This is a genomic window from Agromyces flavus (assembly GCF_900104685.1).
Taxonomy (GTDB): Bacteria; Actinomycetota; Actinomycetes; order Actinomycetales; family Microbacteriaceae; genus Agromyces; species Agromyces flavus.
In genome coordinates this window covers 54,708-79,799 of record NZ_LT629755.1, presented here as the reverse complement: position 1 = coordinate 79,799, position 25,092 = coordinate 54,708, and the positions used below count along the sequence as shown (strand labels likewise).

Below are 25,092 nucleotides of genomic sequence, written 5' to 3'. Positions count from 1 at the left end.
CCTTGATCATCGTGTTGCTCGCCGTCTGGGCGATCCTGGCGATCGTCGGGTTCGTCTTCGAGGGCCTACTGTGGCTCGCAATGATCGGTTCCGTCCTGTTCGTCGGCACCCTCATCATCGGCATCATCCGTCAACGCGCACGGAAGCCTCCCGCCTAGCGTTGCCGCCACCGCATGCCCAGCCTGGCGTGCGGTGTCGTAGAGAGCGGCCCCATCATGACCTCCGACATCTCCCCAGTCCGCAGGACGCACAAGCCGTCGAGCGTGCCCGCGGAGTCATCCACCAGCTCGTTCACCGATCTGGCTCGCATCATCAAAGGTGCCGGCCTGATGCACCGACGATACGGCTACTACTGGACAAAACTGATCAGCGTGCCACTCGCCTATGCGGCCGCTATCGCACTGTTCATCTGGATCGGCGACACCTGGTGGCAGATGCTGAGCGCCGTCGGCTTCGCCGTTCTGTTCACGCAAACCGCGTTCCTCGGCCATGACGCCGCGCACCGGCAGATCTTCCGATCCGGCAAGTGGAACGACTGGACCAGCCTCATCCTCGGCGGGTTCGTCGGCATGAGCTACGGGTGGTGGCAGCACAAGCACACCCGGCACCATGCGAACCCCAACCAGATCGACGTGGATCCCGACATCGACCTGCCCGTGGTCGTGTTCACGCCGGAGCAGGCCGAACGCGACCGGGCGGCGATCCTCCGCTGGGTCATCGGGCACCAGGGCTACTTCTTCTTCCCGATCCTGCTGCTCGAGGGACTCTCGCTGCACGCGTCGAGCGTGCACCGGGTGTTCGCCAGAGCCACTCTCCCGCACCGTTCGGTGGAGATCGCGTTCCTCGCCGTACGCATCATCGGCTTCCTGGCGCTCGTGTTCCTCGTCCTGTCGCCGGACAAGGCGGTGGTGTTCCTGGCGGTCCAGCTCGGCCTGTTCGGCTTCTACATGGGCATGGCCTTCGCGCCGAACCACAAGGGGATGCCGCTCGTGCCGAAGGGCGTGAAGCTCGACTTCCTCCGGCGGCAGGTGCTCATGAGCCGCAACATCCGCGGCAACCGCGTGATCGACGTCGTCATGGGCGGGCTCAACTACCAGATCGAGCACCATCTCTTCCCATCGATGCCGCGTCCGCATCTCCGACGCGCGGCGCCGATCATCGAGGCGTACTGCCACGACCACGAGGTCCCGTACACCCGAACCACGCTGTTGCGCTCGTACGTGATCGTCTTCCGGTACATCAACCGGGTCGGCCTCGGCGAACGCGACCCCTTCGAGTGCCCGCTCGTGATGCAGCGCACCAGCATCTAGACACCAAACCCTCGAATGGCTCCAGCTGCGCGGCCGCAAACGGCCAGATCACTCACCGTGCGCCCTTTGGCAACACGCCTTGATCCGGCGCCGGACTTCCGTCGCCACGAGACCCGCCGACACCGAAATCTGTGCCATTAATGTGCCATTAAATGAGCGAAAACCATCTGAAACCAACTGTGACCGTTTCGAAGAATCCCTGATCAGCGCGATATCGCAACCATAGGAATTGAGTGAGAACCGCCCAGGCTCACTGAAAATCGAAAGGTCACCGGATCGATGCCGGTCGTAGCCACAGATGAAGATGAAGACCCCCGGTCCGCCGGGGGTCTTCGCGTCTCCGAAGGCGGCCAGCAACCTGCTGGTCACCAGTAGAGAACGACATCACCATTCTTCCCTACGGCGTCCGCGAGGCGCCCTACCTGCTCGTGGCTGAGGTACCCACGTTCTTGCTTCACGATCCGCGGCAGTTGGGCATCGCCGTCACGGTCACCCACGCCGATCCTGATCGCCGTGCTCGCCGCAATCGCGGGCGTGATCATCGTCGGTGTGGGCGGCGGGCTCATCCGCCCGATGCAGCAGCGTTGGGAGCGCTACCTCTCGAAGGCAGAGGAGGAAGCGCCGCGGATCAAGGCCGAAGCGCAGGGGTACCCCGCTGCCCAGCCAGGCGTCCACCACCATCCCGGTCGCCGGCCAGCCCACCGCGACCTCCACCCGGCCCGACATCGAGCGCGACCCGGGCTCCGCACTTCCGTGATCTAGCCACCCCCAGCAGTCAGGCGTGAGCCAGGAACGGGCCGCTGGAGCTGTCAACCCTCTTCAACCGCGCTCGGGCGCGACGTACGGTCGTCCCAAACCCATCACGATCCAGCACCCTCAGAGGTGCCGGCGAAGGGAGGAGTCATGAGCTCCACATGGGATGCCTGGACGTACCGCACATCCGCGGCGCGCTCGGCGCAGAGCGCGGACGTCGTGGGGTACGAGGTACATGCGACCGACGGTCACATCGGGAAAGTGGACCGGGCGAGTTACGACGTCGGCGCGAGCCGGATCGTCGTCGACACGGGCCCGTGGATCTTCGGTCGCAAGGTCCTGCTTCCGGCAGGCACGATCGACCGCGTCGACGATGCCGACCGGAAGGTCTACGTGGACCTGACGAAGGATCAGATCAAGAACTCGCCCGAACTCGACGAGGGCGCGACGTGGGATGACCCCGAATATCGCGAGCGGGTCGGCGGCTACTACAGCGGCCTCTACCGTTAGTAACACTCACGCTGATCCAACCGCCGCCCCGAGCACACTCCTCGGGGCGGCGGATTTTGTCAGGATGAACGACGAGACCGGAGCTGCCGTCACGCATGGAGCGGCGGACCTGAGCCCCAGCCCAGATCCGCCTATGTTCCCCTGCCGGCGACTACCCCAATCCGTCACCAGCGAGGCCAGTCAACCTCGCGGCATCGACCCGCTCAAGGGATTGACGGGCCCGGCGGGCTCCCATCGCGGACGACCACCACGGTAAGCGGCTAGCCCGACACTGGCGAACCGTCAATCCCTGTCTCGCGAGCGCCCCGGGCGCCTACCGTTGAGCACAGCCCGATCCGCTCACTGCCCACGCGCGGATCTCTCGGCGACAGGGGCCGACCCGAAGGGGCCCGAAATGAGAATTGGCATCATCGCTCCGCCATGGATCCCGATCCCCCCGGACGCGTACGGCGGTATCGAGTCGTTCATCGACACGCTTGCCCGCGCCTTGCAGGAAGCCGGCCAGGACGTCGTGCTCGCGGCATCCGACGACAGCACCTCCTCCGTGCCACGACTCGACGGGTTCGAGCCGTCCGACCCCGAGACCATGGGCGTCACCGCGCACGAGCTCCGGCACCTGTTGCGGGCGTTCGCCGGCCTGAAGGACGTGGACGTGATCCTCGACAACACGCTCGCGGGTCCGGTCCTGTCGAAGGCCGAGACCACGGTGCCGGTGGTCACGGTCGCGCACGGCCCGCTGATCCCGCTCGAGCAGGAGCTCTACCTCAACGCCAGTGCGGATGTGTCGTTCGTCGCGATCTCGCACAACCAGGCCTCTCTTGCGGGGCCGGTGCCCATCACCCGCGTCATCCATCACGGAATCCGGGTCGGTGACGTGCCGATCGGACCGGGCGGCGACGCCGCCTGCTTCGTCGGCCGGATGCACGCGTCGAAGGGGATTCCCGAGGCGATCAACGCCGCGGAGATCGCCGGAATCCCGCTTCGGATCGCGGCGAAGATGCAGGAGCCGGCCGAGGAGGAGTACTTCGAGGAGGTCGTTCGGCCGCGACTGGGCAGGAACGCCGAATATCTCGGCGAGCTGACCGCCGAGGAGAAGTACGAGCTCATGGGCAACTCGTGCGCGCTGCTGAACCCGATCCAATGGGACGAGCCGTTCGGCCTCGTGATGATCGAGGCCCTGGCGACCGGTTCACCCGTGGTGGCGACGCCGCGCGGGTCGGTGCAGGAGATCGTCGAAGAAGGTCGCACCGGGTTCGTCCGGTCCGCCCCAAGGGAATTGGCCGAGGCGCTCTCGCGAGCCGCCGACCTGGACCGGGGCGCGTGCCGACAGGCCGCAGAGACGCGGTTCTCCGACACCAGAATGGCGGCGGAGTACATCGACCTGTTCACCGAACTCCTTCGGGAGCGGCGCCGCCTCGATCGACCATACCCCGACGCCGCCGCAGTCAAGGGGCCCGCACGTCGTCCCCTTCTTGAGCGGGACGCTTCGGCCGAGCCTGATCCCCTACCGAGCTCGTGAAGATGCGGAATGGCCGGCGCCCCTCTGCAGAGGGACCACTTCAATGACGGACGTACTGCTTATCCTGGCCGTCGTCGGCCCGTTCGTCGCAGCGGTACTCATCGGGCTGATCGCGGCGATGGTCGCGATCTGGAGGTCGCGCTCGTCGCGCCGGACGCGGCGAGTCATGGCGAGCGGGGGTCGCCGAAGCTCAATGTCGGGACCCGCCTGATGGAGTCCTGCCTTCGCTAGTTGCCGAGGGTCGTTCGGTACAGGGTCAGGCTGAAGCTGTCCGATCCGGTCGAAATCACCTGTCCGTCTACCAGTCCCTCGAAATGCACCTGTTCGCGACCGGGTCCGCCCGTCTGGGCGTCCAAGTCGCAGAACACGACTCGACCGATCACCTCGCCCGGTGTGCGAAGGGAGATCGCTACCTTCACGACTGGCGCGTGCGACGCGTGACCTGCGAGCTCATGGGGCTGCCCGGCGTGGTCTGCGGCGATCGCGTGGCCGACTCCGTGGAACACACCCGTTCCGCGGTTTCCCGGCGTGTAGAACAGGAAGCCGAGGTAGGCGGGGAGGCCGATGCTCTTCGGCCCCCCTGCGACGAGCTGGAATCGCAACGCAGGCGTCTTGCCGAGGTCGGGCGTGCCCGCGCCGTCGTAGACTTCCGCCAGGGCCAGCCATCGCTCCGTCGTCGTCATCGCACTCTCCTCTGACTCCCATCCACCTCAGCGAGCCAACGAGACCCTCACCTCGGGCTCGGCCGGCTGACCGAGCGCACGGTACTCCCACCCGGCGTCCCGGTACTTGTCTGCATCGAGTGCGTGACGGCCGTCGACGATGCGACGGGTGTTGACCAGTTCGCCCAAAGCGAACGGGTCCGCCTCACCGAACTCGTCCCATTCGGTGAGCAGGGCCACCACCTCGGCATCGGTGACCGCCTCCTCCAGCGAGTCGACGTAGTCGAGATCTGGATAGGTGCGGTGTGCATTCTCGTTGGCCTCGGGGTCGTACACCACGACCTCGGCGCCCTCGAGCGAGAGCATTCGGGCGACGTCGAGGGCAGGCGCGTCGCGCACGTCATCGGAGTTCGGCTTGAACGCGGCGCCCAGTGCGGCGACACGCGTCCCCTCCAGGTCGCCGCCGGCCAGTTCGCGCACCAGGTCGACGAGCCGCAGCCTGCGCCGCGTGTTGATCTCATCCACTTCGTGCAAGAACGCCACGGCATCGCCGACACCGAGCTCGTCGGCACGGTGGGCGAACGCGCGGATGTCCTTCGGAAGGCATCCGCCGCCGAACCCGAGGCCGGGCTTCAGGAAGCGTCCGCCGATGCGGTCGTCGAAGGAGAGCGCCTCGGCGAGCAGGTCGACGTCCGCACCCGTCGCCTCGCAGACCTCGGCCATGGCGTTGATGTACGAGATCTTCGTCGCGAGGAACGAGTTGGCCGCGACCTTGACCAGCTCGGCCGTCGGGAGGTCGGCGACGACGAGCGGCGTGTCCTCCTCGAGGATCGGGGCGTACACGGCACGGAGTTGGCGCTCGGCCCACTCCGACGCGACGCCGAACACGAGCCGGTCGGGGTGCAGCGTGTCCTCGACGGCGAAGCCCTCGCGGAGGAACTCGGGGTTCCACGCCAGCTCGAGGTCCGCGCCGATGGGCGAGCGCGCGGCCACCATGCGCGTGAGGCGGTCGGCCGTGCCGATGGGCACGGTGGACTTGCCGACGAGCAGCGCTTTGCTGCGGATGCGCGTGGCGAGCGCCTCGAACGCGCTCTCGACGAAGGTGAGGTCGGCGGCGTCCGAATCGTCGGATTGCGGCGTGCCGACGCACACGAAGTGCACGTCGCCGAAGTCGGCGGCTCGATCGAAGTCGGTCGTGAACGAGAGCCGGCCTTCGGCGAGCATCTCGGACAGCTTCTCCTGGAGTCCCGGCTCGAAGAACGGCACGCGGCCGGCGGCGAGCTCGGCGACCTTGTCCTCGTCGACGTCGACGCCGAGGACGTCGAAGCCGAGCGCGGCCATGCAGACGGCGTGGGTGGCGCCGAGGTAGCCGACGCCGACGACGGTGATCCGCGGGTGCTCGGCGATGGGATGGGCGACGGGGTCGGTGTATCGGGTGGACATTGTTCCTCCTACTGCTGTTCAGGTGCGGTGTCGACCGCATCGGGTCCTGAGTGTGCCGATCACTCGTCGCGGCACTCGACGTTGCTGAGTTCGGCCTCCGATCCGGTGACGGTGTTGTCGCAGGTCAGCACGTTGTCGCGCTCGGGCTTGAGTGAGAAGCCGAGGCCCGCGCTGTCCAGGTCGGCGGAGTTGGCACGGAAGACGTTGTGGTCACCCCAGCCGTCGACGATCTCGTGGGTCTGGAAGCCGTCCGCGGGCGAGGCGGTGCCGGTGTTGCCCTCGATCTGCCATCCGTTGCCCTTTACGTCGACCCAGGAGTCGGCCTCGACCAGCTCGGAGCCGTCGAACGAGTTGTCGCGAAGCACGCCGTCGGAGGTGCCCTCCTTGATGTCGACGCTCTCCGACGTGGTCGCCGAGATGGCGTTGCCCTCGACCAGGTTGCGGTCGCTGGCGTCGGGCTCGCAGCCGCTGATGTCGCACCAGTTCGATTCCGCCGTGCCGATGTAGATGCCCTCGCCGAACTTCGGCTTGCGCAGGCCGGTGTCGCTGACGGTGTTGTTCAGCACCTGGTTATCGCTGCTTGCGGCCCGGAGGTGGATAGCCTCGTCACCGATGTGCGAGACGGCGAGGTCGCGGATGACGGTGCCGGTCGTGCCATCCGCCATCACGCCCTTCTGTCCGTTCCGGACCGTGAAGCCCTGCAGCACCCAGTGACTCGCGCCGTCGAGGTGGACGACGTAGCCGTCGTCGGTGGACCCGCCATCAAGGATGCTCTCGCGAGATCCGCAGAGCGTGATCGGCGCGTCCGACTCGCCCTCGGCCGACATGACGAAGTTTCCCTCGTACTGCCCCGGCGCGAGCACGATGATGTCGCCGGGCTGTGCATCCGCGAGCGCCGATTCGAGCTCGTCGGCGTCGGTCACGTCGACCGTCGCCTCAGCGCAGTCCGCTCCATCCGGCGGACCGGCGGAGGCTCCCGCGTCGTCCCCAGAGCCCCCGCCCGAGTTCGTGCCGCCATCGCCCCCGCGCTGGGTCATGGCCCATCCGATCGCGGTCGCTCCGGCGACGAGCACCGTGAGCACGACGACCACGACCGCGACGATCGTTCCGCGGCCCGGCGCGGCCGCCATGCGCGGCTGGGCGAGGTTGGTGTGGGCGTCGTTCATCACGTTCGTCCTCTCAGTTCCTCGGCGGTGATGATTCCAGGGGTGAGTTCGGTGAGTGGTCGACGTTCCGCCTCGCGTTCGGCTCGTCCGCGGTGGTGCCGGTAGCCGGCAACGGCGGTCAGCAGGAGGAGCACGCCGAGCGCGGCCCAGACGATGGTCAGCGGTTGGGCGATCATGCGAACCACGGACGTGGCGGTGACGCGCTGCTCCCAGCCTTCGACGTCGTTGCGGGCGAAGTACCCGCCCGCGGCGTCGTCGTAGAAGGGTGCGGCGCCGTTTCCGGCGAAGGTGTTCCCGGTGACGCGCACGCCCGTGGCCTTGCCGACAAGCGTGACCGCATGGTTGGTGATGCCGGCGAACTCGTTGTCTTCGACCACGGCGGATGCATTGTGGATTCGCACGCCCGTGTCGACGGTCGAGATGTGGTTGTCGTGCACGGTGGCGTCGACTCCGCCACTCAACGTGAGGGCCTGACGGGACTGATCCGCGAAGCGGTTCGCCGCGATCTCCACGCCGGACGTGCTGTGATCCACCGCGATGCCGACCACGCTGCCCGTGACCTCGCTGTCAGTCACCGAGATACCGCTTCCGCCGTCGACCCGGACACCGTACCCGGCGTTGTCGGCGATGATGCCGCTGTCGAGGTGGACGTCGCCGTATTCGACCGCCGGTGAGCCGAGCGGGCTGGGACCCAGGGCGAGCGGACGGGCATCGATGGACAGTCCGTTGCGACCGTTCTGGGATGCGTTCACGCCGGTCATCGTGATGCCCGAGCTCGAGCGCTCGATGACGATGCCATCCACGGCGTTGCCGACCGATTCGGAGGAGTCGATGGTCGTGGCGGTCACGGACCGGTTCAATACGATGCCGTCCACCAAGCTGTCGTGGACACGCAGGCCTGTGATTCCCAGCTCGGCCGCCCACGACACGAACATCCCGAAGGCGTTTCCCTTCGAGGTCACGTCCGCGATCGTTCCGCTGACGGCGCCCGGGCGCTCGCGTCCTGCGGTGAGCGCGTTGACGTCGGGGGCGGAGAGCGTGGGCGTTTCGGACGTGCTCCCGTCGGTTTCGGTCGGGGCGCTGAGCGCGGGGCTGTCCGTCCCGGTCAGGGCGAGACCGCCGGTGTCGCCGCTCCAGAACCCGAGATCCTCGAATGACGCGTGCTGCAGATCGACCGTGCCGCCGACCACGCGGAAGTATGCGCGACCGTCGGACGTGTCGACGTCCGTGCGTCCCGTGGCCGAGTCGAAGCTCGTTACGGCCAGCGGTGCGTCGGACGTCCCGTGCGCGGTGACGCCACCGCCGAGGGTCACGATCGAGGCGAACCCATCGGCACCACTCCGCATGCGGAGTGCCGCGTCCGTCGTCAGGTCGAGCGCGGCGCCTGCCAGCGCGACGATGTTCTCCTGGATCAGGATGGAGCCGTCGCCTTGCGTGGTGACGCTCTCGGGCGCGAGCTCCTCGAGCTCGGCAAGCGAGTAGGGCGTCTCACGGGCCGGCAGAACCAGGGTGGGCACCGGGCCGGTGGGGACCCGGTACGGCCCGGTGAGCCATTCCATCCTCGACGGCGCGGTCGCCGCCACTTGGCTCACGAGGTCGAGGCGACCACGTTCCGCTGCGACGAGCGCGGCCTCCTGCTCCGCGTTGCCGGGATACGCCCGGCCCTGCACGGCGTCGTCGGAAGCGACGCCATAGCCGCCGACGGAGCCGCCTCCGCCACCGTCGGGGTTGGCGAGTATGCCTGCGGCCACGGCGACCGCCATGATCAGGACGCCGAGGGCGATCGTGGCGAGGAATCTGCGCAGCGCGCTCATGCGGCGACCTCCTCTCGTACGCGTGGTTCGTCGACGGATGTCTCGGGCGAGGCGTCCAGGGAGTCGGACGCCTGCCCGTCACCGCCGACCTGACCGGCACGCCGGGTGAGCCATCCCTGCTTGTTCATCGTGACGAAGGCGAGCAGCTTGATTGGCAGCGCGATGAAGATCACCGTGAGCGCCAGAAGCGGGAGGATCAGCAGGTCCCGCGGGTTGCGGCGAAGGTGCGAGAACCCTCGGATGCCGCGACCCAGCAGCAGCCATGCGGCCGCCGCGGTCACGCCGAGTGCGGTCGGCTCGAGGCGGGCGAACAGCAGGTAGAACAGCGTCATGCCCATCGTCACCGGGGTGAGGAGGATCTGCAGCACGGTCACCTGCGTGACGAACGGGACCCGCCACAGCCAGCCCTTGCCGACCGCGGTCAGGTAGCACCGGTACGAGTTTCGGCTCCAGCGCACGCGCTGCTTGACGAACGCTCGCATCGTGTCGGGGAACATCGACAGCGCCCGCGCGCTGGACTGGTGCACGGTCTTCCATCCGGACGCGATGACCAGCCACGTCAGGCGGCCGTCGTCGCCGGCGATGCACCGGCGGCCGAGGAAGAACTCGTTCTCGAGCTGTTCGAGCACAGGCAGCACCGCGATGCGCCGGTATACGGCGGTCCGGCCGGAGAGACACGGGACGGCGCCCGCCCGACCCATCGCCGGCACGTAGTCGTAGTATCGAAGGTTCACGAGCCAGTCGGCGATGCGACGCCACACGCTGGTCTCCCGCTGGTAGACGTTCTGGTGGGTGCCCACACCGCCGACATCCGGGTCGGCGAAGGGCATCTGCACGTTGCGGAGGAGGCCGGGCTGCCAACGGGTGTCGGAGTCGGTCAGGACGAGCAATTCGTACTTGGCGAGGCGGATCCCCGCCCCGAGCGCCGAGCGCTTGCCGACGTGATGGAAGAGGATCGGCCGCACCCGATCGTCACCGAGGGCGACGATGCGGTCGTACGCCTCGAGATCGGCCACATCGAGCACGACGATGATCTCGTCCGGGCTCTGCGCCCGCCAGGAATCGAGGCATTCCATCAGGATGCCGGGATCCTCGTGGAACGACGGCACGACCACTGAAGTGCTCGCACGGTGATCGGTGACGATCGGGCGTGCCCGACGCGAGAGCACGAACCGGTAGACCCAGAGGCCCCACACGATCGTGCCGGCGATGGCCACCGGGAAGTAGGGCGAGATGGCACCGAAGAAATCCTCGATGGCGGCCCAGTCGATCGTCGACAGAATCTGCTCGAACCAGCTGAGCACGGCATCGACGAGAGTTGGGCCGCCGGGTTGACCGGACGCCGAGATGACGCCGTCGTCGGTCATGGTCATCGGGTTCCTCGCTTCCTGGGTAGGCGACCGGATCGTCGATCCGATCGCGGCTCAGCGGTGAACCGGGTCCTCGGCGTCGCACGGGCTTTCGGGTCATGCGCCGCCGAACAAGTGCCCCACGCTAGACGAGGCCATCCACCCCGGCAGGGGGGTTTACGCGGTGGGATCCGCGACCTACCCTCATCGAACTGGCTCGCTCCCCGCCGAACTCTCCGGGCCGCGGAGGCAAGTGGCGGCGGCGAGGAACCGCTAGAAAATCGCTGTTGAACCGCGGTAAGCGAGTAGATCGTCGCTCGACGGACATCGCACTCGAGGTACGCTCTCCGGCGGCAATTGGCGCAGCACGACGTCCGCCTCGCGGCTGTGAGCGGGCTGTCCCCCGGCTGAGTCATCCTGAGAACCGGATGTGGCTCACCGCGGCATATTCCGCGCCCGAGAACCACCCCCTTGCACCGCGCCGCCGATCGACGTAGACCTTTGCCATGCCCGCCGTCAGCCCGGAAGAAGTCGAACGGCTGCCCGACGTCGGCGAAGCTCCGTGCGCGGTCGCACTCAACGGCCGAACCTACGAACTCGCCGCACGCAGTCACCACCAGTGGACGCTCACCAGACCAGGCGGCATGAAAGAGCCCACCGCGTACCTCGTGCTCGCCGCCGGCATCTATCGGCTGACGCCTCCGGCGAGTCGCGCCATCTGCGAGGGGCCCTACTGGCGGTCCGTGCTCGAACTGTTGTGAGCACGCGTCGGCTCACGGGCGGCGACGACGTGATCGAGTCGGGGACTCGTCATGTCAAGCCCTGCACTGCCCGGCATCGCTAGCGCACCCTGTACGTGAAGGAACTGCTCCTTCCGTGGGCTGGCCCGGTTGCGGGGAGTGCATCACCTGAAGAACTTCGGTTCCCCGGGCCAGCTCCCTCGAGATGACGAAATCTGCGCCGTGCCCGACGAGCTCGCCTACGGCGAATGAACGTCGACCAATTCTGGCCGGCGCCGCCCTGGACCTTCACCACGCCTTGTGGTGACCGCCGAAGCCGGTGTCATAGCGAACGGCTGTTTGTCAGAGCGTCCACGATGCAGCCGGACGCCCACGACGACCGGATGGAACGCTTCGCGCGCCGTCCGGGCGCGCACTCGCCATAATGATCTCCAACAACGGCCGCGCCGCCCTCGGAGGAGCCATGCCATTCCGCACGATCGCCACATTGCAGTCCTGGGTTGACGAGTTCACCACCCTCGGGCATTCGAGCCTCAGCTCGATACGGGTGATTCCGCAGGACGGGGAACAGGGTGCCGACACCGGTCTCGTAGCGGTTCGGATACCGGATTCCCCCACCGAAATCGTCATCGAGCCCCCGTCGCCCGCAACAGGACCGGAGTGGTCGATCACGTTCGAACCACGTGACGAACCGGTGACCCTTGGCGCGTCAGCTGTGGCCCGGATGGCGGCGGAAGTCAGTGCGCTCGCCGAGCTCTGCGCCTTCATGCAACGCAAGTCAGACGACTTCCTCGCCCGGTAAGTCAGCGGAAGTCGTCTGCCGTCACCCCTCCCGAGTGGCCGGCGGGGCCACATTCCGCGGTGCTCAGCCGAACGCAAGCCCGAGTGAGACACCGGAATCGGCCTCTAGTAACTTGGGGCTGACGCGTGAATGGCGTACATCGAGCGTCTGACCGTGCCCACATTCTGCCCACAACTGGTGCACCGGATGATCTTCACTTCGGTCCATCCAGACGTGATGACGGCGCCGGACGGCTCCGGCGGCCCGGGATTCCAACCACCGGCTGACGGCCCGTCTTCGACGGTGCGAGACTTCGCGCATGGGAATCGAGCAATGGTGGTCGAGGCTAGATGGCCCGGCACGGCTCTGGTTGGTCGAGCACAACGGGGAGCCGCTCACGGACGAGATCGTCGAGAAGATCCGCGAGGCAGGGGGAACCGTCGAGATGGCCGGACCGGGCGATGGGGCGGCGGGCGCCCATCTGTCCGACGAGGACGTCGATCGGGTCGAGGCCTGGGCCAACGAGGAATGACTCGACCCGCCGCGGCGCCCGGCGACCGCTCTGGGATGCGCGACGCGCCCGCGTATCGGATCTGGCCGCCGTTGGCACTCGGCGTGCCCCTGATCGCGGGGTTCGTCCTCACCGCCGTCGTCGGCGACCCGGTCGCGCTGCCGCCCGCTCCCACGCGAACCGTCGCGATCGTCCTCATCGTCGCGTTCGCCGCCTGGAACGGCTGGGCGATCTGGTTGATGGGCCGTCACCGGACCGCCCTGCTGCCGGGTGGTGCGACGAGCACGATCCTCGACCGCGGGCCCTTCCGGGTCAGCCGCAATCCGCTCTACCTGGGGCTGATCGCACTGTACGTCGCGCTGGCACTGCTGTGGCCGTCGTTCTGGGCGCTCGTGCTCGTACCGGTCGGCGTCGCCGGCGTGTGGTGGGGTGCCGTCGTTCCCGAGGAGAAGTACCTGCGGGCCAAGTTCGGGCCCGAGTACGACGCGTACTGCGCACGGGTGCGCCGCTGGCTCTGACCTCAGTCCGCGCTTGACAGCAAGACCGTTTTGTGACAAAACTGTTCCCATTGCGACGCAAGGAGGCAGGCAATGCGGATCGTCATCGTCGGGGCTGGCATCGGCGGGCTCGTCACGGCACTGAGCCTGGAAGCCGCGGGGTTCCGCGACATCCGCGTCGTCGAGCGGGTGCGCGAACTGCGACCGCTCGGCGTCGGCATCAACCTGCTCCCCCACGCGGTCCGCGAGCTCACCGAGCTCGGCCTCGCCGAACTCGTCGCCGGGATCGGCGTCGCACCGAGCCGCCTCGCGTACTTCAACCGCCACGGGCAGCCGATCTGGAGCGAGCCGCGTGGCCTCGACGCCGGATACCACTGGCCGCAGCTCTCGGTCCACCGCGGCGAGTTCCAGATGCTGCTGCTGCGCGAGGTCGAGCGACGGCTCGGCGTCGGCACCGTGCAACAGGGGCTCCGCCTCGCGAGCGTCGACGACGGCGACCCGGATGTCGCGACCGCCCGATTCGTCGATGCCGCGGGCGACGACGTGGTGCTGGAGGCCGACGTGCTCGTCGGCGCCGACGGCATCCATTCGGCGCTGCGCGCCCAGCGGTACCCCGACGAGGGCGCCCCTCCGTGGAACGGGCTCATCCTCTGGAGGGGCACCGCGATCGTGCCCGAGTACCTCGACGGACGAACCATGATCATGGCCGGCGACGGCGAGCAGAAGTTCGTCGCCTACCCGCTGAGCGCACCGGATGCCGCGGCCGGGATGTCGCGCGTGAACTTCATCGCCGAGCGGCGCGCGCCCGAGGGTGCCACCGCGCTCTCGGACTGGAACCGACCGGTCGACCCCGAGCCGATCGTCGAGCTCTTCGCCGGATGGCGCTTCGACTGGCTCGACGTGCCATTGGTCATCGCTTCCGCCGAGGGCATCCTCGAGTACCCGATGGTCGACCGCGACCCGATCCCGTCGTGGACGTCGGGACGCACCATCCTGCTCGGCGACGCCGCTCACGCGATGTACCCGAACGGCTCGAACGGCGCCTCCCAGGCGATCCTCGACGCCCGCACCCTCGCGCACCGGATCGCGACCGAGCCGTCGGTCGAGGCGGCGCTCGCCGCGTACGAGGCCGACCGGCGACCGGCAACCGCACGCCTGCTCGAGATGACACGCCGACTCGGGCCCGAGCAGGTCATGCAACTCGCGTACGAGCGTGCACCGCAGGGCTTCGCCGACGTGCACGACGTGATCCCGCGGGACGAGCTCGAGCGCATCGCCCGCGACTACAAGGTCGCCGCCGGATTCGACCCGGCCGGGCTCAACGAGCGCTCGTCGCTCAGCGTTCCGACCGTCGCGGCCCCGGAGCGCGCATGAGTCCGACGCGGGCCGCCGACGCCCGCCGCCTCGCCGGCGTCATCTCCCCGCTGCGTCGTTCCCTCCTGCGAGTCGCCCGCACCGCCGAGCACCTGCCCGAGATCCCCGACGCGCAGATCGAGGTGCTTCGAGCCCTGCCGTCCGGGGTCGAGCGATCTTCCGGCGAGGTCGCCGACGCGCTCGGCCTCGGCCGCCCCACGATCAGCAACCTGCTGCGCGACATGGAGCGGGCGGGTCTCGTCACCCGTCGCGGCGACGTCGGCGACCGCCGACGCGTGCTCGTCGCGGCATCTGATCGCGCCCTGGACCTGCTCGCCCGGTTCGACCGCGCCAGCACGGCGGCGCTCGTCGACGCGCTCGACCGGCTCCACCCCGCCGACCGCAACGCGCTCGACCCCGCGCTCGGCGCCCTCGAACGACTCCGCGACGTGATCGACGACGTCGCGCACGACCGAACGAAGGATGCCCGCTCGTGAACCTCGAACCCCCACCCACCGGCCTCGATCACGTCTTCCGCGCCGAGGTGCTCGTCGGCGACGTCGAGGACCATGGGTTCACGCGCGCCGGTCACCGCCGCGTCATCCCGATCCTCGGCGGGCGTCTCTCGCATGGGATCGACGCCGAGGTGCTGCCCGGCGGCGCCGACTGGCAGGTCGTGCACGAGGACGGCGTGCTCGAGATCGACACGCGCTACTCCGCACGCACCACCGGAGGCGGCCTCGTGCACCTCCGCACGCGCGGGATCCGCGCGGGTGCGCCCGAGGTGCTCGAGGCACTGCTGCACGGGGCGCCGGTCGCGCCATCCGACTACTACTTCCGCATCGTCGTCGAGCTCGAGACCTCCGTGCCGGAGCTGCGGCCGCTGCAGGATTCGCTGCTCGTGGCCGCCGCGGCGCGCGGCGCGGGTCGAGTCGTCTACGACGCGTACCGCGTGCGCTGAGCCGACGGGAACGCCCCGTCTTCCCCGTCGGTCTGCGGGCTCAGTCCGGCACCGACCGTCCCATGGGCATGGTGATCTCGTGCGCGGGCACGAACGAGGCATCCACGATCGCACGGTCGGCCAGCTCGTGCTCGAGATCGACCGTGAAGGGCGTCGGTGGGTTGCTCTGACACGTGTACGCGCGGTCCTGCGGTTGCGGGGCGACGCCGACGACGAGCTCGACGGTCGTGTCGGTCTCGACGATCTCGACCACCTCGACTCGACCCGTCGCCGGTTGCCCAGAATTGCATGACGACTCGCTCGCGAGTAACGAGAGTTCGCGGTCATCCGCCCGGGGTGGCGCGTCGGGATCGAGCGTGAGCGTCACTTCGCCGAGCCCGTCGAGTGTGATTCGCGGCGTGCAACTCGTCGACACGTCGACGCCCCAGGTGTCATCGATCGGCATTGCGCCGGGCGTGGCCGACACCGAGAGCAGGTCGAAGTCGCGAACATCCCCGGCCCCGAGGTCGAGGGGCTGGTCGAGCTCACGCATGATCACGACGTGATCGTCGCTCGACACCGCGAGGAACCAGTCGTCGAGGTCGTCGATCGAGACGACCGGCGAGCCCTCGAGCAGGGCGGCGAGTTCCGACGGAAGCTCCGACGCGGGCAGCTGGTCGGTGAGCGCGCCCGCGGTGACCTCGACGCCCTGGCACGTCAGGATCGTGTCGGGGTCGAGTGCGTGCGGGGCCGTGTTCGTGGCGGCGGTGCCGGTGGCGCCCGGCGCTGGAGCGGGATCGCCGCCCGCGCTCGCGCAACCGGCGAGCACGACGACCGCCGACGTGACGACGACGAGCCGGACTCGAGCGGCGGCGACAGGACTCATGCGCCCATTGTGGTCCGTTTCGCGCCTGTGAATCGGTCGCAGACACTCACGCTTTCGGCGAACCGGGCGTAGATTGCGTTATATCGCGTTTCGCGGCGCTCATGCGCGAGGCGAAGGGGGACATCGTGGACGTCATCTTCGGGGTGCTGCTCGCACTGCTGATCATCGTGGCGCTGTCGGTCACGACGGTCGTGCTCGCTGTCCGGTTCGTGGTGAAGCGGCTCCGCCGCAGCCGCGCGGTCGGCGGGGCGGTGCTGCGCACGCGCGCCCGGGTCGCCACCGGACCCCGCGGCAAGGTGCTGCGGATGCGCGTCCGCCTCCGGGAGTCGCTCGAGAGCGGGCGCGCCGCCCTCGAGGTCGCCGCCCACGGCGACGGTCCACGCGGCGACCTGACGCGGCTCTTCCGTCGCATCGAGCACGAGGGCGAGTCGCTCGACCTGCAGCTGCGGCTGATGGAGAGCGAGACGGATGCCGCGGCTCTGTCGCGCGAGCTGCGGACCGCCGACGGTCGCGTCGAGCAGGTCGTCGACCTCGTCCGGCGGCTCCGTTCGGCCGTCGCGGCGGGTCTCGGCGGCGTCTCCGACGACGCGCTCACCGCGCTCCACGCCGACGTCGACCGCGAGGTCGCGGCGCTGCACGCCGGCGTCCAGGAGCTTCGACTGCTGAACCAGGGCGACGCGCTCGGCGGGCGGCCACGACCCATCCGCCCCGCCGCCTGAACCGAACGACACGAGGGGAACCGACATGGCCAGCAACAGCTCCCGGATGCGGACGATCTTCCGCACCAAGACCTCGAAGGCCCTCGACAAGATCGAGGACCCGCGCGACCTGCTCGACGACAGCTACGACCAGCAGGTCAAGCTGCTGCAGCAGGTGCGGCAGGCGCTGGCCGAGGTCGCGACCGCGAAGAAGCGCATCGACCTGCAGGGGCAGGAGCTCGGCCAGCGGTACCAGCGCCTGGGCGCGCAGGCCAAGGAGGCGCTCGACCAGGGTCGCGAGGACCTCGCGCGCGCGGCCCTCGAGCGTCGCTCGCTCATCGAACGCCAGGTCGCCCAGCTGCAATCGCAGTACGCGGGCATGCAGAAGCAGACGTCGCAGCTCGAGGAGCGCGAGCGCCGCCTCTCCGAGCAGATCGCGGCCTTCCGCATCGAGAAGGAGACGATCAAGGCGACCTATACCGCGTCCGAGGCGCAGGTGCGTGCGAACGAGGCGGTCGCCGGCATCGGTGCGACGATCGACGACGTCGGCACGAGCCTCGACCGGGCCCGCGACCGGGTGGCGCAGATGCAGGCACGCGCCGAAGCGACCGACGAACTGCTCAACAGCGGCGCGCTGCGCGACCTCACCGCGCCGCCCGACGCCGACATCGAGCGGCAGCTCGCCGCGATGAGCGCGCAGGCCGAGATCGACCGCCAGATCCGAGAGCTGAAAGGCGAGACACCGGATGCCGCGTCCGGCCGTCCGCGATCGGGCGGCGACGATGCCGGCGAGTGGTTGAGCATCGGGCAGGGCCCCAACCCCACCTGATCACGGGCTGCGAAGATCGAGCCATTTGTCCCGCAAACAGGGGACGTGCCGCGATTCGGCGTAGCGTGAGCCTTCGGGACTCGGATTACCGACCAAGCGCAGGCGAGACTCGCCGCGCGTTCGTCTCTCGCGATTCTGATCGGAGGGACGCCGTGGGTTCGCTCAACCTCGACGGGGTCGTCCCCATCATGCTCGACGACGATCTCCTCGACCATGTCTTCACCGTGATCACGACGAAGCTCCGTCGCAAGGAGCCCGTGCTCCTCAGCTGGAGCGATGAGTGCGGCCAAGAGCAGCGCGTGTTCCTCACGCCCATCACGTTCATCCGCGCGGAGTTCGACAGCACGGTCCGAGCGCCGCGTGACCGCCACCTGCTCGACCGGCTCATGATCGCCGTGAACAGCAACTCTGGACTGTCGCTCGACGCGGCGGTGGCCGACCGGCTCACCGATCACATCCCGACCGGCAGCTTCTCGCTGTATCACCACGACATCGAGGAGCCGTCCGGCGCGTCAACGGCCTGACCGATCAGGCGACCGGGCCGCCGACGATCGTCGAGATCGTGCCTGCTCAGGTTGATCCCGCGCAGGTCACCGTGCCGCGACCAGCACTTGCGGCGCGCTCTGCTTCATGCGCGTCACGAGCCACGCGAGCTGGACGGCCGTCTCGTGATCGCAGTCCTCGACGATCCCGAGCAACTCGCTGTCGCGGAGCGCCTGCGCGGCCTGCTCGAGCATCACCCACGTGACGTCCACGAGGGTCGCGAGCAGGTACAGGTCCTGCAGGTCGCGCAGGAGGCCGAGTGGTCCGGTGCGGGGCTCGCCCACGCCATCGTGCTGGAGCCGTTCGGGCTCGTCGCCCGACGGCGCGGTGCCGTAGCGCTCGATCACAGGTGCGAGCCTGGTGCGGTGCTCGTCGCACTTGGACGCGTGGCCGAGGCAGAGGAAGTGGACGTCGGGCTCGTCGCCGTGCGCGCTCCCCATCTGGCGGTAGGCCCGCGCGAGCGACTCCTCCGATCGGTCGATGAGCGACAGGTACACCGGCAGCTTCATCGTTCACCCTTCGCGCGGGCCACCTGGACGGCGGCGGTCTTGAAGACGGGCTGCTTCGAGACGGGATCCCACTCGGTGATCGTCAGCTCGTTCGCTGCCGTCGGATGGCGCTCCTCAGCGCCGGGCGGCGCGTCCCAGTAGCCGTAGTGGAACGGCGCGAACACCGTGCCCGGCTGGATGCCCGTGACGCGCAGTGGTGCGACGATGCGGCCCCGACGCGAGCGCACCTCGACGTCATCGCCGTCCGCGAGGCCTCGTTCCGCGGCATCCGACTCGGCCATCTCGAGCCAGACGGATGGCGCGGCCGCGTCGAGCTCGGGCGACCGCCCCGTCTTCGTGCGCGTGTGGAAGTGGTGGATGGCGCGACCCGTCGTGAAGCGCAGGGGATAATCGGCGTCGGGCGGCTCATGCGGACCGGTGTACGGGGCGGACTTCAGGTGGGCCCGGCCGTCGGCCCGGAGCGCCTTCGCCTTCTCGGGACCGACGTCGGCGCCCGTGAGCAGGTCGTGGCCGTAGTTCTCGCACTCGTCGGGACTCGTCGGGAAGCGGCCGTCGGCGTAGAGCCGGTCGGTGCTCGTGGTCTCGCCCTCGCGGCGCGGCCACCGGATGCCGCTCTCACGGCGCAGGTCGTCGTACGAGATGCCCGTGTAGTCGCACGGACGCCCGCGCGAGCACTCCTGCCAGGCGCGGTAGGCGTCCTCGGGCCCCGACCAGTCGAGCAGTGGCCGGCCGTCGATTCGCCGGAAGTCCATGCGCCGCGCGTAGTCGAGGAAGATGTCGAGGTCCGAGCGCGCCTCTCCCGGCGGGTCCACCGCCTGCTCCGAGAGGTGCACGGTGCGCGTGGTGTTCGTGAACGTGCCGGTCTTCTCGCCCCACGCGGCCGCGGGCAGCACGACATCGGCAAGCGCCGCGGTCTCGGTCAGGTAGAGGTCCTGCACGACGAGGAACGTCTCGGGCTTCGACAGGATGTCGCGGATGCGCGCGAGCTGCGGAAGCGAGACCGCGGGGTTGGTCGCCGAGACCCACAGGAACCGTATGGAGCCCTGCTCGACGTAGCGGAACAGCTGCATCGCATGGGTGGGCGGCGCCCAGTGCGGGATGACCTGCGGGTCGACACCCCAGAGCGTCGCGAGCTCCTGCACGTGCGTCTCGTTCTCCCAGTTGCGGAACCCGGAGAGGTCGCCGTCGGCGCCCGTCTCCCGGTTGTTCTGCGCGGTGGGCTGGCCGTTCATCTGCAGCAGGCCCGCTCCGGGCTTCCCGATCATGCCGCGGAGCAGGTGCAGGTTGTTGACCTGGCACGACGATGCGGTCGCCTGCGCTGACTGGTAGAAGCCCTGCAGCACCGTCGAGACGACCCGGTCGGTCGTGCCGAAGATGCGGGCGGCCTCGCGGATCTCGTCGGCGGCGACCCCGCATACCTCGGCCGCGCGCTCGGGCGTCCACTCCTTCACCTGGCCGGCCAGCTCGTCGAACCCGACGGTGTGCTCGGCGACCCACGCGTCATCCGTCCACCCGTTGGCGATGAGTTCGCGCACGAGGGCGTGCATCAGCGCGAGGTTCGTGCCGGGGTTCACGGCGAGGTGCACGGTCGCGCGCTTCGCGACGGGCGTGCGGCGCGGGTCGACCACGACGAGTGCGGGTGGTTCCGGACCGTCGAGGCGGTCGAGCACGCGCGCCCAGGCGACGGTCTGGGTGGCCGCGATGTTGTGGCCGTAGAGGAAGAGCGCCTCGCACTCGTCGAGGTCCTCGTAGCAGCCGGGTTGGCCGTCGGCGCCGAACGACTCCTTGAGGGAAGCCGCGGCCGTCGCGGTGCACAGGCGCGTATTGCCGTCCATGTGCGGCGTGCCGACGCCGGCCTTGCCGATGATGGCCAGCGCGTAGTACTCCTCGAGGAAGAGCTGTCCGCTCGTGTAGAAGCCGTGACTGAGCGGCCCGACCTCGTCGAGCAGCGCGCGGCTGCGCTCGACGACGAGGCTCATGGCCTCGTCCCAGCTCGCAGGCACCAGAACGCCGTCGCGACGGACGAGCGGCGTGGTCAGCCGATCGCGGTGACCGACGCCCTGCCAGCTCGCGTAAAGCCCCTTCGGCCCCAGACGGCCGTGGTTGATGGGGTCGTCGGCGCGGCCCCGGATGCCCACCATCCGACCGTCCTTGACGGCGATGTCGCACCCGCAGCCGTTGCTGCAGAGCACGCACGCCGACCGGACCCATCGATCGACGTCGCCCTCCGCGACGCCGTCGGCCAATAGCTGGTCGACCCGCTCCGGCCAGTGCTGCCCTCGGCCGAACGGCGTCCGGGATCCCCACACGTCCTCGACCCGATCACGTGGTTCCCGCGTCGTCGTCTCCTGCTCGGTCACGCAACGACTGTCGGACGCGGCCTCCCCGCACGACAACCCCCTTGCGCGGTGCTTACCCGGGCGCACTCGCGGGGCGCACCATCCGGATCTCGCGGATCCCGTCGTCGACGGTCTCGGCGCCATCCGCGATGAAGCCCTGCTTGCGGTAGAACGCCTGTGCACGTGGATTCGGGTCGGCCACCCACAACGCGACGGCATCGTCCGGACGGATCACGTGGTGGAACAGTTCCGTGCCGGCGCCCGACCCGAGTTCGCCGGAAACGACGTAGAGCACGTACAACTGGCGCGTCCACTCCGAGCCGGCTTCCTCGATCGGTCCCGACATCGCGACGCCGACGATCCGGCCGTCGCGCTCCGCGACCGCGATCCGGTTCGCACGGTATCGCTCCTCGGTCAGGGCCGCGGTCCAGAACCGCTCACGCGCGTCCTCGAACCCGGGATCGTCGAGGATGCGATCGGGCACGACGCCGCGGTACGTCTCGCGCCACGACTGCACGATGACCCGCGCCATGTCGCGGGCATCGGCGGCCCTCGCCGCGCGCACCGTCAGGTCGCCCATGCCTCGACCGTACCCGCGGTCGCCCGGCCCAGCCGTGGAGGGAACGGCACCTCGCGTGCGAACGGAGGCGCAGACGCGTCGCGATGCTCAGGCCGCGGCGCGTCGTCGGGTCGGTCGGGTGGCCGACGGCAGTTCGCCGTACGCGCGTTCGTACGCCTCGGCGAATCGCGAGAGGTGCACGAACCCCCAGCGGCGGGCGATCGCGCCGATGCCGTCGATGGGGTCCGCGAACCGCAGTTCGTCGCGTACCCCCGTGAGGCGGATGTCGCGCAGCACCTCCGACGGGGATCGTCCCAGTTCGGACACGAACGCCGCGTGCAGTCCTCGGGGTGAGACGTGCACCGCGGCCGCGACCTGCTGCACGGTCAGCGGGCTCGCGGCGTGCGCATGCATGTGGTCGATCGCCGCACGCACGGTCCTGGACCGCGCGTCGATCGACACGTGACGCCCGTCCGGCCCCGGCCACGCCAGCTGGAACGCGGCGAGGTAGGTCAGCGCGAGGTGGTGGAACGCCGCCTCCTCGACCACGGGGTCGGCGAAGGACTCCGGCGCGACGAGCATGGCGCGCCGCACGCGCGCGACGGCGTCGTCCCAGCGTCGCCCGAGCTCGGGGGTGCGAGCCGCGAGCTCGACCGGTTCGATCCGGTCGATGGGCTGACCCGAGATCGTGCGGGCGACGCCTTCGAGTCGACCGCGGTCGAGCACGGTGCCGCGAGCCTGGAGCTCGTCCCACCGTCCGGAGACGCCGTCCGCCGCGTTGATGTACGGGCGCCGCGAGTCGACCGACTCACGGCCGTATCGGATGTCCACGTTGCGGCCGCGCGCCGAGACGACGAGCACCTCGTCGGCGCCGCCGGCGACCGACGTGGGAGCCCCGAACGCATAGTCGACGATGGAGAATCCGCTGACGGATCGCGCTTGGATCCAGACGCGGAAGGTGTCGGGATCGACCCGCCCGAACTCGAGGCGCGGAACGAGCGGCGCGAAGGCCTGCCGGGCTTCCTCGGGAGCGTTCGTCTCGAACGACGACCGTGCCAGTGCGGTCATGCGGGGGTCCTCACCAAGCGGCGCAAGGGCGGCGCCGATTCAGGTCAGTCTATCCGCACGATGCTGAGGATCCCCGGGTCAGGCCGCATTCGGTGGCGGGGCAGGCCGCCTAGAGTTCCACGACCGTCATGCCTGAACCCGCTCCCCCGGCTCGTCCCATCGCGGCGAGCGCCTCGGGGACGTCATCGAGCCCGATGGTGCGGCCGACGAGCTCGATCGGGCGGAACGCCTCCGACGCGACCGCGCCGAGCAGGTCGGGATACTCGTGCGCGGCCATGCCGTGGCTGCCGAGGATCTCGAGTTCGCCCGCGATGACCGCGTCCATGGGCATCGCCGCGACGGCGTGATCGGCGAGCATGAGGCCGATCTGCACGTGACGGCCGCGCGTCCTGAGGCTGCGCACCGACGCGAACGCCGTCTCGGGGCTCCCGAACGCATCGACCGAGAGGTGGACGCCCCCGCCGCTGGCCTCCCGGATGCGCTCGGCCGCGCCCTCCCCGCCCTGGATCGGCACCGCGCCGAGCTCGGTCGCCGCGGCGAGCGCCGCCTCAGACACATCCACGCCGTAGACGCGCACGCCGGCCGCGACCGCGATCATGATCGCGGAGAGGCCGACCCCGCCGCATCCGTGCACCGCGACCTGCTCGCCCGGCTGCAGCCGACCGCGCGCGATGATCGCCCGGTACGCGGTCGCGAACCGGCAGCCGAGCGAGGCCGCCTCGACGAACCCGAGCGAGTCGGGCAAGCGGATCAGGTTGAGCTCGGCCTCGTCGACCACGACGTACTCGGCGAACGAACCCCAGTGGGTGAACCCCGGCTGGCGCTGCTGCCGGCACACCTGCTCATTGCCCGAACGGCACTCGTCGCAACGGCCGCACGCGCAGATGAAGGGTGCGGTGACCCGGTCGCCGACGCGCCATCCGCTCGCCTCGTCGATCTCGCCGCCGAGCTCGGCGATCTCGCCGGCGAACTCGTGCCCGGGCACGTGCGGCAGGGCGATGACGTCGTCATGTCCCATCCAGCCGTGCCAGTCGCTGCGGCATAGCCCCGTCGCCCGCACGCGGACGACCGCACCCCGTGGCGGGCACTCGGGTGGCTCGACCTCGACGAGCTCGGGCGACTGGCCGAAGTCGCGGTACATGACGGCGCGCACGGGTCCTCCTCACGACAGGTGAAGGCCGAGCCGCCGGCAGGGCACCGTGCGCCGAGTCGCGCGCCCCCTCGGCGATGACGTGACGGATGCCGCGGCGACGCGGACCTCCGGAATCCTATCGGCACTCGTCGGTCGGCTTGGATTGTGTAACAATATGCCAATGCGTTCCGTGCTCCTCGTCCTCGCGGCGGCCGTCTGCTTCGGCACGACCGGCACCGCGCAGGCGCTCGGGCCCGAGGCCGATCCCCTCTCGCTCGGCGCGGCGCGCATCCTGATCGGCGGGGGCGCGCTGGCCGCCGTGGCCCTCGTGATGCAGCTCGCCGGGCGCCGGGACGACGCGACCGGGAAATCCGTCGCCCCGACGCCCGGCGACCGCACGCGGCGTCTTCCGGCCCTCATCGCGGTCGTCGCCGGCGCGGCGGGCGTGCTCGCGTACCAGCCGGCGTTCTTCGCCGGCACCGCGGCGAACGGCGTCGCGGTGGGCACCGTCGTCGCCCTCGGGTCTGCGCCGGTGCTGACGGGCGGGATGGACTGGGTCATCCGGCGCCGGTTCCCCGGCCGGGTCTGGATCGTCGCCACCGCCCTCGCGACGGCGGGCGTCACCGTGCTCGCCGCCGCGACCGGCACGGGGCCGACGGCCGTCGACCCGCTCGGCGTCGCGGCGTCGATCACCGCCGGAGGCGCTTACGCCGTCTACACGCTGGCGGGCAAGGCGCTGCTCGATCGCGGCTGGAGCTCGGCGGCGAGCATGGGGGCGATCTTCGGCGGCGCCGCAGCGGTGAGCCTGCCGGTGCTGCTGTCGACGGATGCCTCGTGGCTGGCGTCGCCCGACGGGCTCGTGATGGCGCTGTGGCTCGGGCTCGTCACGACGACGGCCGCGTACCTGCTCTTCGGCGCAGGCCTGAAGCAGCTGACCCCCGCGACCGTGTCGACGCTGACGCTCGCCGAACCGCTCACGGCGACGGTGCTCGGCGTGATGGTGCTCCACGAGCAGCTGTCGGCCGGGGCCGTCACGGGGCTGCTCGTGCTCGCATCGGGCATCGTGCTGCTCGCCCTGGCAAGCGGTCGACGGATGCCTCGCCGCGGCGCCGAGCCGTCCGCAGGCCACCCGCCCGGCGCCGCCGTCGGGCCCCGCGTGGATGTCGGCGGCGCGGCCTAGC

26 protein-coding genes are annotated in these 25,092 nt (G+C 69.6%); 15 read left to right on the top strand and 11 right to left on the bottom strand.

Annotated features, from left to right (window positions below):
• The first annotated feature begins 2 nt into the window (after positions 1-2).
• The 4 genes from BLT99_RS17740 (at position 3) to BLT99_RS00385 (ending at position 4,092) form a co-directional block, all read left to right on the top strand.
• The gene (locus tag BLT99_RS17740) at positions 3-158 is read left to right on the top strand and encodes a hypothetical protein (RefSeq protein ID WP_166670891.1); all 156 of its coding nucleotides are present in this window, start codon (positions 3-5) and stop codon (positions 156-158) included.
• Between the two features lie 57 nt (positions 159-215).
• The gene (locus BLT99_RS00400) at positions 216-1,310 is read left to right on the top strand and encodes a fatty acid desaturase family protein (RefSeq protein WP_092668333.1); all 1,095 of its coding nucleotides are present in this window, start codon (positions 216-218) and stop codon (positions 1,308-1,310) included.
• A gap of 903 nt (positions 1,311-2,213) precedes the next feature.
• The gene (locus tag BLT99_RS00390) at positions 2,214-2,573 is read left to right on the top strand and encodes a PRC-barrel domain-containing protein (RefSeq protein WP_092668329.1); all 360 of its coding nucleotides are present in this window, start codon (positions 2,214-2,216) and stop codon (positions 2,571-2,573) included.
• Between the two features lie 319 nt (positions 2,574-2,892).
• Positions 2,893-4,092 carry a glycosyltransferase gene (locus BLT99_RS00385; RefSeq protein WP_331712587.1) on the top strand — a complete coding sequence of 400 codons (1,200 nt, stop codon included), beginning with the start codon at positions 2,893-2,895 and terminating at the stop codon, positions 4,090-4,092.
• Positions 4,093-4,319: 227 nt separating this feature from the next.
• On the opposite strand, the gene BLT99_RS00380 is transcribed toward BLT99_RS00385, so the two are convergent.
• From BLT99_RS00380 to BLT99_RS00360, 5 genes are read right to left on the bottom strand one after another with little or no spacing between them, the layout of a single operon-like run.
• Positions 4,320-4,775, bottom strand: a complete 456-nt coding sequence (locus BLT99_RS00380; RefSeq protein WP_092668326.1) for a hypothetical protein — start codon at positions 4,773-4,775, stop codon at positions 4,320-4,322.
• A 27-nt stretch (positions 4,776-4,802) separates the two neighbouring features.
• Entirely contained in the window at positions 4,803-6,197 is a 1,395-nt protein-coding gene (locus BLT99_RS00375; protein WP_092668324.1) for a UDP-glucose dehydrogenase family protein, read from the bottom strand.
• A 59-nt stretch (positions 6,198-6,256) separates the two neighbouring features.
• Entirely contained in the window at positions 6,257-7,363 is a 1,107-nt protein-coding gene (locus tag BLT99_RS00370; RefSeq protein ID WP_229724474.1) for a right-handed parallel beta-helix repeat-containing protein, read from the bottom strand.
• Positions 7,363-9,177, bottom strand: coding sequence for a right-handed parallel beta-helix repeat-containing protein (locus tag BLT99_RS00365; RefSeq protein ID WP_092668322.1), 1,815 nt, complete (start codon positions 9,175-9,177; stop codon positions 7,363-7,365). Before BLT99_RS00365 ends, BLT99_RS00370 begins: the two co-directional genes overlap by 1 nt.
• Positions 9,174-10,550 (bottom strand): glycosyltransferase, encoded by a 1,377-nt coding sequence (locus BLT99_RS00360; RefSeq protein WP_229724476.1) that lies wholly within the window; start codon positions 10,548-10,550, stop codon positions 9,174-9,176. Before BLT99_RS00360 ends, BLT99_RS00365 begins: the two co-directional genes overlap by 4 nt.
• Before the next feature lie 482 nt (positions 10,551-11,032).
• Here BLT99_RS00360 and BLT99_RS00355 point away from each other — a divergent pair, with 482 nt between their 5' ends.
• From BLT99_RS00355 to BLT99_RS00330, 7 genes are all read left to right on the top strand, one after another.
• The gene (locus BLT99_RS00355) at positions 11,033-11,287 is read left to right on the top strand and encodes a hypothetical protein (protein WP_092668320.1); all 255 of its coding nucleotides are present in this window, start codon (positions 11,033-11,035) and stop codon (positions 11,285-11,287) included.
• A gap of 403 nt (positions 11,288-11,690) precedes the next feature.
• A complete protein-coding gene (locus BLT99_RS00350; RefSeq protein ID WP_133988497.1) occupies positions 11,691-12,068 on the top strand; it encodes a hypothetical protein in 378 nt (125 codons plus the stop codon).
• A gap of 298 nt (positions 12,069-12,366) precedes the next feature.
• Entirely contained in the window at positions 12,367-12,579 is a 213-nt protein-coding gene (locus BLT99_RS17515) for a hypothetical protein (protein ID WP_157674901.1), read from the top strand.
• Positions 12,576-13,076, top strand: a complete 501-nt coding sequence (locus BLT99_RS17510) for a methyltransferase family protein (RefSeq protein ID WP_157674900.1) — start codon at positions 12,576-12,578, stop codon at positions 13,074-13,076. The genes BLT99_RS17515 and BLT99_RS17510 overlap by 4 nt, the downstream gene beginning before the upstream one ends.
• A gap of 72 nt (positions 13,077-13,148) precedes the next feature.
• A complete protein-coding gene (locus BLT99_RS00340) occupies positions 13,149-14,429 on the top strand; it encodes a flavin-dependent oxidoreductase (protein ID WP_092668314.1) in 1,281 nt (426 codons plus the stop codon).
• On the top strand, positions 14,426-14,905 hold the full coding sequence (locus tag BLT99_RS00335) for a MarR family winged helix-turn-helix transcriptional regulator (RefSeq protein ID WP_092668312.1): 480 nt from the start codon (positions 14,426-14,428) through the stop codon (positions 14,903-14,905). The genes BLT99_RS00340 and BLT99_RS00335 overlap by 4 nt, the downstream gene beginning before the upstream one ends.
• The gene (locus BLT99_RS00330; RefSeq protein ID WP_092668310.1) at positions 14,902-15,369 is read left to right on the top strand and encodes a DUF3237 domain-containing protein; all 468 of its coding nucleotides are present in this window, start codon (positions 14,902-14,904) and stop codon (positions 15,367-15,369) included. The genes BLT99_RS00335 and BLT99_RS00330 overlap by 4 nt, the downstream gene beginning before the upstream one ends.
• Positions 15,370-15,409: 40 nt before the next feature.
• On the opposite strand, the gene BLT99_RS00325 is transcribed toward BLT99_RS00330, so the two are convergent.
• Positions 15,410-16,234 (bottom strand): hypothetical protein, encoded by an 825-nt coding sequence (locus tag BLT99_RS00325; RefSeq protein ID WP_092668308.1) that lies wholly within the window; start codon positions 16,232-16,234, stop codon positions 15,410-15,412.
• A gap of 125 nt (positions 16,235-16,359) precedes the next feature.
• On the opposite strand from BLT99_RS00325, the gene BLT99_RS00320 reads away from it, so the two are divergent.
• From BLT99_RS00320 to BLT99_RS00310, 3 genes are all read left to right on the top strand, one after another.
• Positions 16,360-16,953, top strand: coding sequence for a hypothetical protein (locus BLT99_RS00320; protein ID WP_133988498.1), 594 nt, complete (start codon positions 16,360-16,362; stop codon positions 16,951-16,953).
• A gap of 25 nt (positions 16,954-16,978) precedes the next feature.
• Positions 16,979-17,761 (top strand): PspA/IM30 family protein, encoded by a 783-nt coding sequence (locus tag BLT99_RS00315; RefSeq protein ID WP_092668304.1) that lies wholly within the window; start codon positions 16,979-16,981, stop codon positions 17,759-17,761.
• A gap of 152 nt (positions 17,762-17,913) precedes the next feature.
• Positions 17,914-18,285 carry a DUF7882 family protein gene (locus BLT99_RS00310; protein WP_092668302.1) on the top strand — a complete coding sequence of 124 codons (372 nt, stop codon included), beginning with the start codon at positions 17,914-17,916 and terminating at the stop codon, positions 18,283-18,285.
• 66 nt (positions 18,286-18,351) lie between these two features.
• Here BLT99_RS00310 and BLT99_RS00305 read toward each other — a convergent pair whose 3' ends face one another.
• The 5 genes from BLT99_RS00305 to BLT99_RS00285 all read right to left on the bottom strand — a co-directional run bounded on the left by BLT99_RS00305 (position 18,352) and on the right by BLT99_RS00285 (position 23,932).
• Positions 18,352-18,813, bottom strand: coding sequence for a hypothetical protein (locus tag BLT99_RS00305; protein WP_092668300.1), 462 nt, complete (start codon positions 18,811-18,813; stop codon positions 18,352-18,354).
• Complete coding sequence (locus BLT99_RS00300; protein WP_092668298.1) at positions 18,810-21,173, bottom strand: molybdopterin oxidoreductase family protein; 2,364 nt, start codon at positions 21,171-21,173, stop codon at positions 18,810-18,812. The genes BLT99_RS00305 and BLT99_RS00300 overlap by 4 nt, the downstream gene beginning before the upstream one ends.
• A gap of 52 nt (positions 21,174-21,225) precedes the next feature.
• A complete protein-coding gene (locus BLT99_RS00295; protein WP_197675510.1) occupies positions 21,226-21,732 on the bottom strand; it encodes a GNAT family N-acetyltransferase in 507 nt (168 codons plus the stop codon).
• An 87-nt stretch (positions 21,733-21,819) separates the two neighbouring features.
• Positions 21,820-22,779, bottom strand: a complete 960-nt coding sequence (locus BLT99_RS00290) for a helix-turn-helix transcriptional regulator (protein ID WP_092668296.1) — start codon at positions 22,777-22,779, stop codon at positions 21,820-21,822.
• Between the two features lie 109 nt (positions 22,780-22,888).
• The gene (locus tag BLT99_RS00285) at positions 22,889-23,932 is read right to left on the bottom strand and encodes a zinc-dependent alcohol dehydrogenase family protein (RefSeq protein WP_092668294.1); all 1,044 of its coding nucleotides are present in this window, start codon (positions 23,930-23,932) and stop codon (positions 22,889-22,891) included.
• Positions 23,933-24,092: 160 nt separating this feature from the next.
• On the opposite strand from BLT99_RS00285, the gene BLT99_RS00280 reads away from it, so the two are divergent.
• On the top strand, positions 24,093-25,091 hold the full coding sequence (locus BLT99_RS00280; RefSeq protein WP_092668292.1) for a DMT family transporter: 999 nt from the start codon (positions 24,093-24,095) through the stop codon (positions 25,089-25,091).
• Position 25,092 lies beyond the last annotated feature (1 nt).